Source organism: Paraconexibacter sp., from assembly GCF_041602235.1.
Lineage (GTDB): Bacteria > Actinomycetota > Thermoleophilia > Solirubrobacterales > Solirubrobacteraceae > Paraconexibacter.
In genome coordinates this window covers 1-11,279 of record NZ_JBFIGP010000104.1, presented here as the reverse complement: position 1 = coordinate 11,279, position 11,279 = coordinate 1, and the positions used below count along the sequence as shown (strand labels likewise).

Annotated in this window: 14 protein-coding genes and 2 pseudogenes; 9 read left to right on the top strand and 7 right to left on the bottom strand. The window is 72.3% G+C overall.

Going from position 1 to position 11,279, the window contains the following annotated elements; translation table 11 throughout:
- A pseudogene (locus ABYE80_RS10305) lies at nucleotides 1-419 on the bottom strand (hypothetical protein); the annotation flags it as partial.
- Between the two features lie 10 nt (nucleotides 420-429).
- Complete coding sequence (locus ABYE80_RS10300) at nucleotides 430-1,029, bottom strand: hypothetical protein (protein WP_372790188.1); 600 nt, start codon at nucleotides 1,027-1,029, stop codon at nucleotides 430-432.
- Nucleotides 1,030-1,186: 157 nt separating this feature from the next.
- Between ABYE80_RS10300 and csrA the strand changes: the two genes are divergently transcribed.
- Nucleotides 1,187-1,423 (top strand): carbon storage regulator CsrA, encoded by a 237-nt coding sequence (gene csrA / locus ABYE80_RS10295; protein ID WP_372790187.1) that lies wholly within the window; start codon nucleotides 1,187-1,189, stop codon nucleotides 1,421-1,423.
- 35 nt (nucleotides 1,424-1,458) lie between these two features.
- On the opposite strand, the gene ABYE80_RS10290 is transcribed toward csrA, so the two are convergent.
- From ABYE80_RS10290 to ABYE80_RS10280, 3 genes are all read right to left on the bottom strand, one after another.
- Entirely contained in the window at nucleotides 1,459-1,692 is a 234-nt protein-coding gene (locus tag ABYE80_RS10290) for a hypothetical protein (RefSeq protein WP_372790186.1), read from the bottom strand.
- 34 nt (nucleotides 1,693-1,726) lie between these two features.
- Entirely contained in the window at nucleotides 1,727-2,251 is a 525-nt protein-coding gene (locus ABYE80_RS10285; protein ID WP_372790185.1) for a thermonuclease family protein, read from the bottom strand.
- A gap of 143 nt (nucleotides 2,252-2,394) precedes the next feature.
- Nucleotides 2,395-3,477 carry a class I fructose-bisphosphate aldolase gene (locus ABYE80_RS10280; RefSeq protein ID WP_372790184.1) on the bottom strand — a complete coding sequence of 361 codons (1,083 nt, stop codon included), beginning with the start codon at nucleotides 3,475-3,477 and terminating at the stop codon, nucleotides 2,395-2,397.
- Nucleotides 3,478-3,578: 101 nt separating this feature from the next.
- Here ABYE80_RS10280 and ABYE80_RS10275 point away from each other — a divergent pair, with 101 nt between their 5' ends.
- The 5 genes from ABYE80_RS10275 (at nucleotide 3,579) to ABYE80_RS10255 (ending at nucleotide 8,577) form a co-directional block, all read left to right on the top strand.
- The gene (locus ABYE80_RS10275) at nucleotides 3,579-4,685 is read left to right on the top strand and encodes a carboxylate-amine ligase (protein ID WP_372790183.1); all 1,107 of its coding nucleotides are present in this window, start codon (nucleotides 3,579-3,581) and stop codon (nucleotides 4,683-4,685) included.
- A 69-nt stretch (nucleotides 4,686-4,754) separates the two neighbouring features.
- On the top strand, nucleotides 4,755-5,573 hold the full coding sequence (locus tag ABYE80_RS10270; RefSeq protein ID WP_372790182.1) for a rhomboid family intramembrane serine protease: 819 nt from the start codon (nucleotides 4,755-4,757) through the stop codon (nucleotides 5,571-5,573).
- Nucleotides 5,551-7,812, top strand: a complete 2,262-nt coding sequence (locus tag ABYE80_RS10265) for a hypothetical protein (RefSeq protein WP_372790181.1) — start codon at nucleotides 5,551-5,553, stop codon at nucleotides 7,810-7,812. The genes ABYE80_RS10270 and ABYE80_RS10265 overlap by 23 nt, the downstream gene beginning before the upstream one ends.
- A gap of 65 nt (nucleotides 7,813-7,877) precedes the next feature.
- Nucleotides 7,878-8,234: a hypothetical protein gene (locus ABYE80_RS10260; protein WP_372790180.1), complete on the top strand. Its 357-nt coding sequence runs from the start codon at nucleotides 7,878-7,880 to the stop codon at nucleotides 8,232-8,234.
- Nucleotides 8,235-8,301: 67 nt separating this feature from the next.
- Nucleotides 8,302-8,577, top strand: a complete 276-nt coding sequence (locus ABYE80_RS10255; protein WP_372790179.1) for an Lrp/AsnC ligand binding domain-containing protein — start codon at nucleotides 8,302-8,304, stop codon at nucleotides 8,575-8,577.
- A gap of 30 nt (nucleotides 8,578-8,607) precedes the next feature.
- Here ABYE80_RS10255 and ABYE80_RS10250 read toward each other — a convergent pair whose 3' ends face one another.
- Nucleotides 8,608-8,862, bottom strand: a complete 255-nt coding sequence (locus ABYE80_RS10250) for a hypothetical protein (protein WP_372790178.1) — start codon at nucleotides 8,860-8,862, stop codon at nucleotides 8,608-8,610.
- Here ABYE80_RS10250 and ABYE80_RS10245 point away from each other — a divergent pair, their 5' ends adjacent.
- From ABYE80_RS10245 to ABYE80_RS10235, 3 genes are read left to right on the top strand one after another with little or no spacing between them, the layout of a single operon-like run.
- Nucleotides 8,863-9,459, top strand: coding sequence for a hypothetical protein (locus ABYE80_RS10245; protein ID WP_372790177.1), 597 nt, complete (start codon nucleotides 8,863-8,865; stop codon nucleotides 9,457-9,459).
- A 37-nt stretch (nucleotides 9,460-9,496) separates the two neighbouring features.
- The gene (locus ABYE80_RS10240) at nucleotides 9,497-10,189 is read left to right on the top strand and encodes a hypothetical protein (RefSeq protein ID WP_372790176.1); all 693 of its coding nucleotides are present in this window, start codon (nucleotides 9,497-9,499) and stop codon (nucleotides 10,187-10,189) included.
- Nucleotides 10,186-10,539: a tRNA-binding protein gene (locus tag ABYE80_RS10235; RefSeq protein ID WP_372790175.1), complete on the top strand. Its 354-nt coding sequence runs from the start codon at nucleotides 10,186-10,188 to the stop codon at nucleotides 10,537-10,539. The genes ABYE80_RS10240 and ABYE80_RS10235 overlap by 4 nt, the downstream gene beginning before the upstream one ends.
- 7 nt (nucleotides 10,540-10,546) lie before the next feature.
- On the opposite strand, the pseudogene ABYE80_RS10230 reads toward ABYE80_RS10235, so the two are convergent.
- Nucleotides 10,547-11,279, bottom strand: a pseudogene (locus tag ABYE80_RS10230) (hypothetical protein); the annotation flags it as partial.

Here is an 11,279-nt window from a genome sequence, read left to right as displayed (position 1 = left end):
GCGACCGACACCGGGAGCCCCGCCTCCGTGTCGGTCCGTGCGACGATCGCCTGCAGGCGATCGGTGTCGGCGGCCACCGCGTCCGACCGCTCCACGACCGCGCCCGGGGGAAGCGCCATCACGACCTCGGCGCCGCCGCCCCAGCCGTAGGGGCGCAGTGCGCTGCACAGCCGCTCGCCGGTGGCGTCGTCCTGGACGTACGCCCGCCGGTGCCCGAGCCCGCGCTGCAGGTCGTCCAGCAGGTCGATGCAGGTCCGCGCGTCGAGGGCCCCGCCGTCGTCCACCAGCAGCTGGTTGGCCACGTAGGCCTGCGGCTCGGCGGGGCTGCGCAGCAGCGTTCCCGCGGGAACGTCCTGGTGCTCCGCGGCGCCGGCGAGCGTCAGCGCGCGCAGGAAGGCCAGCGCGCGCTCGACCTCCACCGGGAGCGGGTCAGTCCTCGTCGTCGGAGCTGTCGCCGACCCGGCGGATCACGATCTGGTCCTCCTCGATCGCGACCGCGATCGCGCGGTGACCGGCCCAGTGCTCGGCGTACACCGCGTTGTCCTGGACCGCGGGGTCCAGCCACAGGCCGTAGCCCTCCTCGCCGTGCTCGAACGTGCCCTCGTAGGGGCCGGTCGACTTGCCGCGCCGGCGGCCGCGACCGCCGCGACGGCCGCGTCGACGGGCCGGGCGGTCCTCGTCGTCGTCCTCGGAGTCCTCGTCCTCACCGGCCTCGGCCTTGCGCTTGGCCTCCTCGGCCTTGCGCTCCGCCTCCTCGGCCTCCTTCTTGCGACGCTCCTCCTCGGCCGCCTCGAGCTCCTCGGCGATCCGGGCGTCGTCCTGGGCGCGAAGGCTGAACTCGTCCTCCAGCAGGTCGGTGTCGACGTCGTTGTCGGTGGGCTCCCCGGGAGCGAGGTCGTTGTCGCGCTTGAAAGCGGCGATCTGCTGGACGGTCACCTCGAGCTGGTGAGCGATCCAGGCGTCGGTTCGGCCCTGCTGCACCCAGGTGCGGATCTGGTTGAGCTGCGGGCGAAGGGATCGGCGTGCCATAGGACGTGCAACCTATCGGAAGCACCCACTGCAGCGCCGCAAGCGCGGACGTTGACACACCGTTCTATAGTGCGTTGCCGGTGGCGTGTTGCGGGGGTGGGGGAACCCTGCAAGAGTGCCAGGCATCGGCAGGGGTACCACGAAGGCAGGAAGCAGCATGCTCGTTCTGACACGCAAGTCCAACCAGAGCATCATGATCGGGGATGACATCGAGGTATCGGTGCTGTCGATCATGGGCGAGAAGGTTCGGATCGGAATCCAGGCGCCGCGCGACATCCCGGTGTTCCGCAAGGAGGTCTACCTGGAGATCCAGGAGGAGCGGGCCATCGAGGCAGGCGCCGGGCAGAGCTTCCGCGAGGAAGTCGACACCGCGCTCTCCAAGCTGACGGAGTAGCCGCCACCACCTGCCGTCACGGCAGGCGCTGGACGTCAGCCCATCACGACGTAGAGCGTCTCGAACATCGCGACGGTCACGAGCGCGGCTGTCGCGAAGAGGACGAGGCAGAGCCCGGCGAACCGCAGCTTCCCGTGCCGGTGGACCCGGTCGAGTTCGCGACGGCGTGCGCGCTTCTCGGCATGACGGACGAGCGCCTCGCGACGAAGGCGGTCCGCTTCGGTCTCCTCGAAGAACTGCCGTTCGAGGTCCGCGATGGTCTGACGCATACGCATGAGCCGCGTTCAGGGTACCCGGAACCCGTTATTCGCACCTGCCCCAGAGACCGAGGCGCTCGTCGCGCGCCTCTTCCTGGGCCCGGGTGAACCGCTCCGCGAATCGCGTGTTGGGAGCGATCCGCAGCGTTCGCGCGAAGCCGCGGCGCACCAGGCGCTCGTTGACGAACAGCCCGTCACGGTCCCGGTAGACGTAGGCCAGCAGGCGGTCGTAGCGGTCACGTGGCTCGCGGTCCAGGACGAGGTTGACGCGCTCCCCGTCCAGGAGGCGCGTGGCCTCCCGGGACGCCTCCTTGGCGAAGCACTCGACCGGCGTGCCGGGCTTCACGGACTCCGGCGTGTCGATCCCGATGAGCCGCACCGTGTCACGGGATCCGTCGCGCCGGATCTTGATCGTGTCCCCGTCGACGATCCGGATGACCCGCGCGGTGAGGGTCGTTCCCTCGCGCGGCTCGGCCTGGTCGGGACCGTCGAGCCCCAAGGGGTCGCTGCCGGCACAGCCGGCGCCGACGGCGATGGTCAGCAGGAGCAGGAGGAGACGGCGGCGGGACATCGTCCAGGCACGGTAGGGCGCGGCCCGGCCGTCGTGCCAGAACCGTTGCAGACGCGTGACGCTCGACCGCGGACCGGTGTCGCGACGACGACGGGGCGGCCCGCTGGACCGCCCCGTCGGCGAAGCACGCTGCCCGGAGGGCGTCAGGCGATCGTGACCTCGGGCGAGAGGTAGACGTCCTGGATCGCGTTGAGCAGCTCGATGCCCTCGGCCATGGGGCGCTGGAAGGCCTTGCGGCCGGAGATCAGCCCGGTGCCGCCGGCCCGCTTGTTGATGACCGCGGTGCGCACGGCCTCGGCGAGGTCGGTCGCGCCCGAGGAGGCGCCGCCCGAGTTGATGAGGCCCGCTCGGCCCATGTAGCAGTTGGCCAGCTGGTAGCGGGTGAGGTCGATCGGGTTGTCGGTCGTGAGCTCGGAGTAGACCTTGTCGTGGGTCTTGCCGTAGCTGCCGTTGAGGTTCATCGCCGGGTAGCCGCCGTTGTTCTCGGGCAGCTTCTGCTTGATGATGTCGGCCTCGATCGTGGTGCCGAGGTGGTTGGCCTGGCCCGTGAGGTCGGCGGACACGTGGTAGTCCTTGTCCGTCTTGAAGGCGCTGTTGCGCAGGTAGCACCACAGGACGGTGAACATGCCGAGGCGGTGGGCCTCCTCGAAGGCCGCGGCGACCTCCACGATCTGACGGCGGCTCTCGTCGGAGCCGAAGTAGATGGTCGCGCCGACGCCGGCGGCGCCGAGCTCGTGGGCCTTGCGCACCGACGCGAACATGATCTGGTCGTACGCGTTGGGGTAGCCGAGGAACTCGTTGTGGTTGAGCTTCACGATGAAGGGGATCTTGTGCGCGTACTTGCGCGACATCGCCCCGAGGACGCCGACCGTCGACGCCACCGCGTTGCAGCCGCCCTCGATCGCGAGCTTCACGATGTTCTCGGGATCGAAGTAGGCCGGGTTGGGCGCGAAGCTCGCGCCGCCGGAGTGCTCGATGCCCTGGTCGACCGGAAGGATCGAGACGTAGCCGGTGTGCGCCAGGCGCCCGGAAGCCTGCAGCCACGACAGGTTCTGAAGGACCTGCGGCGTGCGGTCGCTGTCGAGCCACACGCGGTCGATGAAGTCGGGGCCGGGCAGATGGAGCTGCGACTTGTCGATCGTCGTCGACTGGTGGTCGAGCAGCGATCGCGCCTGGTCGCCGAGCAGCTCTTCGATGCGGCTGGTGGACAGTTCCACAGTGGACATTCGAGCGTCCCTCCAAGTTCTCAATGGGTCTTGTGACGATACCGCGCGCCCGCCCGACGGCGCGGTGAAGTCCTTTGGTGCCGTCTGGGTAGGGTCCACGCATGGATCACGCCTTCGGCGGGCCGAAGTACACGATCGGGCTGGAGGAAGAGCTCATGATCGTCGACGGCCAGAACTACGACCTGGTCAACGCGATCGAATCCCTGCTCGAGGACGCCCCGGACGGCGAGATCAAACCCGAGCTCATGGAGTCGGTGCTGGAGATCGCCACGAAGCCGTGCGCCAACACCGCGGAGGCCGGCGTCCAGTTGCGCTCGCTGCGGCGGCAGGTGGCGGCCACGGCGGCCGGCAAGGACCTGCTCATCGGGTCGGCCGGCACCCATCCGTTCGCGATGTGGGAGGACCAGCGCATCGTCGCGCGCCCGCGCTACCGCGACCTCATCAGCGCACTGCGGTTCGTGGCCCGTCAGGAGCTGATCTTCGGCCTGCACGTGCACGTCGGCATCGACGATCCGGACAAGGCGATCCACGTCGCCAACGGCATGCGCGTCCACCTTCCCGTGCTGCTGGCCCTCTCGGCCAACTCGCCGTTCTGGCGGGCGGACCGGTCCGGGCTGATGTCGACCCGCACGCCGATCTTCCGGGCGTTCCCGCGCGTGGGCATCCCGCCGGCCTACGACGACTGGGACCACTACTGCCGGGAGATCGACTTCATGGTCCGCAGCGGGGCGATGGAGGACTACACGTACCTCTGGTACGACGTCCGCCCCCATCCGCGGTTCGGGACCGTCGAGATCCGGGTCTGCGACTCCCAGACGCGGGTCGAGCACACGCTCGCGCTGGCGGCGCTGATCCAGGCGATGGTCAAGGAGCTCTGCGAGCACCACGAGGCGGGGGAGCAGCTCACCGACTACCCGTGGCAGATGCTCGACGAGAACAAGTGGCTCGCGGCGCGCCACGGTCTCGACGGGGACCTGGTCGATCTCCCGAGCAGCGACAGGGTCGCGACCAAGCAGCTCGCGCGGCGCCTGGTGGACCGACTGCGGGAGCACGCGCAGGACCTGGGGTCCGAGGGCGACCTCGACGGGATCGACGATCTGCTGCGGGGTGGCAACGGAGCTGCGCGCCAAGTCGTGGTCTACGAGGCCAACCACGACCTCCGCGAGGTCATGTCGGAGATCGTGGAGGCGACCGTTCCCGCCCGATGAGCAGCGTGTTTCCGCGACCACCCCACGTTGCGCGCGGGCCCCGGCCCGCCGGTCCCTAGACTCAGATCCGTGTCGTCCGGCAGTCCAGAACTCTTCGTCGTCTGCAAGAGCTGCGGTTCCGAGGTCAGCCCGTACATCACGGAGTGCCCCTACTGCGGGCAGCGGTTGCGCAAGCGCGCCCCGAAGATCGAACGGGACGAGATCGGCGACGCGAAGGAGCCGAAGGCGCCGCGGTCGGCACGCCGGCGCCTTCCGCCCGAGCCGCCGAAGATCCCGAAGCCCCGCAGGGCGCCGCGGCGGACCCGACGCAGCAGCGACGCCTTCCGCGGGGACGAGTTCCGCCGACCCACGGTCACGATCACCCTCGTGGCGCTGTCGGCCATCGGCGCCATCGTGCTGGCGGTCCTGGGACGCACCGACACCGCGCTGATCGGCCCGCCCGACGGCGAGTGGTGGCGGGTCGCGTCCACCGTCTTCCTCTACGGGAACGGCTGGTACCAGTTCGCCGCCGTGCTCGCGATCGGCCTGTTCGGGTGGCGTCTCGAGGCCCGTCACGGGCCCGCCCTGGTCGTCGCGCTGTTCGTGGCGTGCGGTGTCGGCGGCACGGCGATCGCCGCGGTGGCCGAGTCGTTCCCCATCGCGCTGGGCGGGATCGGCGCCGGCCTCGGTCTTCTCGCGGCGTACGCGGTCCCGGTCCTGCGGGCGCGTCGGCGCAGCGGGGACGACGATGACGACGTCGACCTCCTGGGGACGTTCGTGATCGGCGCCGTCCTCGCGCTGATGCCGATCGCGACGCCGGACGCGAACGCCGTCGCCGCTGCCGCCGGTCTGGTGCTCGGCGGGATCACCGGGCTGATGCTCGACCGTGTCGCCCCCCGCGACGACTGATCCCGCGGGGCCGCCGCGTCGGCTCCGGTTCTCCGGCAGGGGCCTGCTCGGGCGCGCGCTGGCGATCGTCGGCGTGCTCGTGGTGGTGTCGGGCATCGTCGCGACGTACCTCCGGGAGGAGGTCGTCGAGCAGGAGGCGTTCGTCACCCACGCGACCCGGGCGCTGCAGACCCCCGAGGTCGGCGACCTCGTCGCCGAGCAGGTCATCACGCAACTCGTGGACGAAGGCGGCACGGACCTCATCACGGCCCGGCCGCTGGTGCGCCCCATCGTGGAGGCGCTCGTCACGAGCGAGACCTTCCGCGACCTGTTCGAGGTCGCCGCCCGCGACACGCACCGGCTGCTCTTCACCCGTGACGACGACGTGTCGTTCGCGGTCGCGGATGCCGGGACGCTCGCCGTCGCGGCCCTGCGATCCGCCTCCCCAGGGCTCGGGAACCGGCTGCCCGCGGTCCTGGACGTCGACGTGGTGGCGATCCGCGACGGCACGCTGCTCGCGGGGCTCGTGCGGGCCGGCGACCGGGTGAAGACCCTGGCGCTCGTCCTCCCGCCGGTCGGGCTCCTCCTGATCCTGTCCGGGATCGCGCTGGCGCGTGATCCCCGGGCGGCGCTCGTGCGCAGCGGGCTGGCGCTCGCAGTCGTCTGCGGCCTGCTGATCGCCGGTCTGGCGTTCTGGCGGTCGAGCCTCGCCTCGGGGGCCGTGGCGCCCGGGCAGCTCGCCGACGCCGACGTCCGGGCCGCCGTCAGCGCGGCGTGGGGGATCTTCTTCAACCCGTTGCGGGACTGGCTCCTGGCGGTGGGTGTCGCCGGACTGCTGGTGGCGGGCCTGGCGGCCGGTCGCGTCACGGCCACCAGCGCCAGCGAGCGCTTCGCCGCGCTCGCCCGACGGATCGCGCGCCCGCTGAGCGGCCCGGTGCACAGGACGGCGCGGGGGATGGTCTTCCTCGTCCTGGGCGGGCTCCTGCTGTGGCAGCCGTTCGGACTGGTACCTCTCGCCGCGCTCCTGCTCGGCGGCATCCTGGTGTACCTCGGGACCGGCGAGCTGCTGGCGCTGATCCCCGAACGGATCAGGGCGGCGATGCCCGCCGGGACGGGCAGGGGGCCGGTCGCCGCGCGTCGCTCCCGGGGCTGGACGCCGTGGATCACGGCGGCCATGGTGCTGCTGGTGGGGATCGCCGGGGCGGGGGCGATCGTCGGGGCGTCCGTGCCGTCCGGCGAGCGCGCATCGCTGGAGCCCGCGAGCCCCGAGCAGGCGACGGCGGTCGGCTGCAACGGCTCACGGGCGTTGTGCGACAGGCGCCTGGACCAGGTCGTCTTCCCGGGGACCCACAACTCCTTCTCGGCCGCGCTGGAACCCGGCTGGCTCTTCGCCAACCAGCGGGTGGGGATCGAGGACCAGCTGGAGGCCGGGATCCGTCTGCTGATGCTCGACCCGCACCACGGCGTCGACGACGGGGAGGGCCGGGTGAGGACGGACCTGGAGGCCGACGGCACCTCGCGCAACAGGGTGGCCGCGGAGCTGAGCCGGGACGCGTTGCGCGCGGCCGAGCGGCTGGGCGGACGGGTCGGCCTGGGTTCGCTGAGCGGGCGGCGCGGGGTGTACCTCTGTCACTCCCTCTGCGAGCTGGGCTCGGAGTCGTTCGTCGCGCAGCTCGACGTGCTCCACGACTTCCTCAACCGGCGCCCGGGGGAGATCGTGGTGGTCCATCTGGAGCCGAGCGTGTCGCCGGGGCTCGTCGCAGCGGCGTTCCGCCGGGCGAACCTGCTGGACACGCTCGCGGTCCTCGACCCGCAGGAGCCGATGCCGACGCTGGGAGAGCTCCTGCGGCAGGGCGACCGGGTGATCGTGCTGACCGAACGCAACGGCGGTGCCTACGACTGGTACCACCCTGCCTACGACATCGTGCAGGACACGCCGCTCGGAGCCCGCAAGGCCGGCGAGTTCTCCTGCGCGCCCAACCGCGGCGACTCGTCGCGGCCGCTGTTCATGATGAACCACTGGATCGACCGCTTCCCGCCGCCGCGCTCGGAGAACGCGCGCGCGTCGACGCGCCGCGCCCTGCTGGACCGGGTGGCCCACTGCGAGGAGGTCAGGGGCCGCACCGTCAACCTGATCGCCACCGACTTCTTCGACGACGGGGCGGTCGTGGAGGTGGCGCGGGAGCTCAACGCCCGCGAACCCGAGCCCTCGGGGAGCGCCGCGCAGGGGACGGACGCGGATCGGCGCTCCCGTGGCTGACGGCGCGCCGGGGCGCGCGGGACGGCGGCGCGGCCGGACCTCGAGGACCGCGTAGAGTCGGCCCGATGTCGTCCGACCGCACGTTCACCGCCGAGGAGGTCGATGCCGCCGTCGCGGCGCTGACCGAGCCGGGACGCCTCGATCACGCCCAGGACGTGATCACGCACGCGGCGCCCGCCCTGCAGCAGATCCTCGGGCAGGCGCTCCAGGAGGGCGGCTGGTTCGGTGGGGCCCACGAGCAGGAGGTTCAGCGCGTCGCCTCCGGGGAAGACCTCGAGCAGCGGGTGACGGCGCTCCGGGTGCTCCTCGCCGAGGAGACGCGGATCGGCATGCTCGTCGGCGCTGCGGTCGGCTTCCAGCTGGCCCGCGAGCTCCACGCCGGCGAAGCCGCCGACGCGCCCCCCGCCCCCGAGAACCCGTAGGAGGAACCCTGATGCAGCTACGCCGGCTCGGCCGTTCGGCTTTCGCTCCGGGGGAGAGGTGGTCGGCGTGACCCACGCGATCGTGCTGATCCAGGCCGAGCGGGACGCGATGCCGAACCTCGGCTCGGCGCTGGCGGACATCGACGGCGTCGCCGAGGCCTACACCGTCACCGGCGAGTGGGACTTCGTGGTGATCGTGCGCGTCGCGCGTCACGAGCAGCTCGCGTCGACCATCACCGGCGAGCTCCTGCAGCTCCCGGGCGTCAGCCGCACGCAGACGATGGTCGCCTTCGAGGCGTTCTCCCGCCACGACCTCGAGGCGATGTTCTCGATCGGCGGCTGAGGCGCCGGGGACGCGCGGACGGGCGCCGGGCTACGGCTGGTTCTGCCAGCCGCGCTCGAACCAGATCCGGCGGTCGTGCCAGTCGTGGGCCATGAGCGCGCTGCCCGTCATGGCCAGGGCCAGGAGCCCCGTCGGCCGCAGGCGGGCGGCGAGCATCCCGACCGTCGCCATGCCCGTCAGCAGGGCGCCGGTCGCGCCGTGGTGGCAGCGCTGCCCCGCGAGCCACAGACGTCGGCGCTCGGCGTCATAGTGGATGAGGTGTTGACCATGGAGAGAGGTAGACATATGCGTGACGTGAAGTGGAAGGAGTCCAGCGACACCCCGGGTATCGGACGTCGGCGTCTGCGCGCTTGTGCTTTTTGTGCCGTGATCGTCCTTTCGTCGAGTGCGCTTGCATCCTGCGGCGACGACGAACGCACCAGTGCGATCACGGCGCTGACGACGGCCACCGACGCGACCCGGACGACGGACGCTCCGCCCACCACGTCGGCCCCACGCCAGACGGTCACCTCCGAGCCGACCACCACCACGCCACCCGCGACGGTCACGGGTCCGGACGGGTCGACGACCACCGAGATCGGGCCCGCCGACGGTGAGGCGATCCGGGTGCCGGCCGAGTTCGAGATCTCCAGGAACGGCGTGACGCCGTCCCGGATCCAGGTGCCGGCCTTCCTGACGATCGCGTTGAAGGCCACGTCCAAGGACGGACGCGCCCACACGTTGCGGATCGCCGGGCCGAAGGGCCCGATCACCCTCGCGGTTCCGGCCGGAGGGTCCGGGGCGAAGGACGTCGAGGGGCTTCCGGACGGCGAGTACCTCATCGCGCTGGACGGCCAGGCGACCGACGGTGCGCTCGTCGTCGGCGGTGAGCCCGGCCCCTGAGCAGTCCCCGTCGGGGCGGCCCACCTACACTCCGGGGGTGCCCTCCCTCGTTCGTGACGAGTTCGGCCCGACGCTCCCCGAGCTCATCGCCGACCGGACCGGTCGGCCCGTCCGCCGGGTCCGCCTCACCATCTTCGCGGCCGTGGCGCTGCTGGTCGTGCTCGGGCTGGGCGTCCGCTTCGCCCAGCGGGAAGCCGCCAAGCTCGACAGCGTCGTCATGACCGACGCCCCGTTCGCGTTCAACCTCGGCTACGACGGCGACCGTCTGGACCGGGTCGCTCCCCTGCCCGGCGAGCGTCTGCGGCTCACCAGTCCGCCGTCGGCAGAGGTCCCGCAGCGCTTCGTCGTCCGGGCGCGCACGTTGCCCGCCTACCGCGGCGACGTGACGGGCTTCCTGCCGCTGTACGCGAGCGGCATCGCCGACGACATGGCCCGCGAGGACCCGGCGTTCGTCCTGCGCGGAGAGGCCCGCGCCCGGATCAACGACAACCCGGGCTACATGCTGGTCTTCCAGACCAAGATCGACGGCGCCACCGCGTACGGCCGGCGCCTGCTGCTCTACGACGACCTCGACGACGACGAGTCCACGCTCAACCGGCCCACCGTGGTCGCGGACATCACCCTCATCAACGGGCGCTCCAAGGCCGTGCCCAACGCCAACGCCGTGGGCGGCAACGGGGCCCTCAAGGCGCCCTACCGCTCGTTCCGCTTCGGGGACGAGCGGCCGTGAGCGCCGGCGACGACGTCCGCGACCTCGCCTGGGAGGAGTTCGCCCGCGTCGACATGCGGGTCGGCCGCATCGTCGCGGTGGAGGACTTCCCCGAGGCCAGGCGACCCGCGTGGAAGCTGCGCGTGGACTTCGGTCCGGAGATCGGGGAGCGTCGCTCCAGCGCGCAGATCAAGAACTACGAGGCGGCATCGCTCGAGGGGCGCCTGGTGATCGGCGTGGTGAACTTCCCGCCCAAGCAGATCGGGCCCGTCCGGTCCGAGTGCCTGGTGATGGGCACCTACACCGCGGACGGCACGGTGCTGCTGCTGAACCCGGAGCCCGGCGCGGCGCCGGGCGACCGCGTCGGCTGACGGTCGTTCAGGGCGCCGGAGCCGGCTGCGGCTCGGCGGCGTCGGTCGACGTCGTCCGCGGCTCGGCAGGGGTGCCACCCGTCGCCTCGGGCGTCGGCTCGGGCGCGGGGGCCGGAGCCTCGTCGGCGGCGGGCTCCTCGGCGGGGGCCGGCTCGGGGGTCGCCGCCGGAGCGGGTGCCGGCTCGGGGCCGGTCGAGGGCTCGGGCGCCGGTGCCGGGGCAGGCGCGGGCTCGGGTGCCGGGGCAGGCGCGGCCTCGGGTGCCGGGGCGGGTGCGGGGGCCGGCGCGGGCTGGAACGCGGGCGTGGGCTCGGCGGCGGGACTCGACTTCGGCGTCGCGACCGTCTGGGCACGGGACCCGGCGGCCGCGGGGGCGCCACCCGAGGACTCCGACGCGGCTCCGCTGATCAGCACGGCCTCGGCGACCGGTTCGGCGGCGGACGCCTCGGCCACGGGGGTCGAGGGCGCCTTCTCGGCGGCGGGTTCGACCGGTGCAGGGGCGGGCGGACGCGGCGCCGTCGCGGCACGGACGCTGCGAGGAGTCGCCGCACGGCGCTGTTCGGGCGGGCGCTCCTGGGGTGCGTTGGCGACGACGACCGGAGCCGCCATGGCGGGCGGTGTCGCCGCGGCGATCGCCGGAGCGGACGGCGCCCGCTCCACCTTGACGCTCCTGGCGTGGTCCACCTCGACCGCACCGGCGGCCACGATGGCGGCGGCGGTGAGGCCTGCGGCCGCCTTGGTC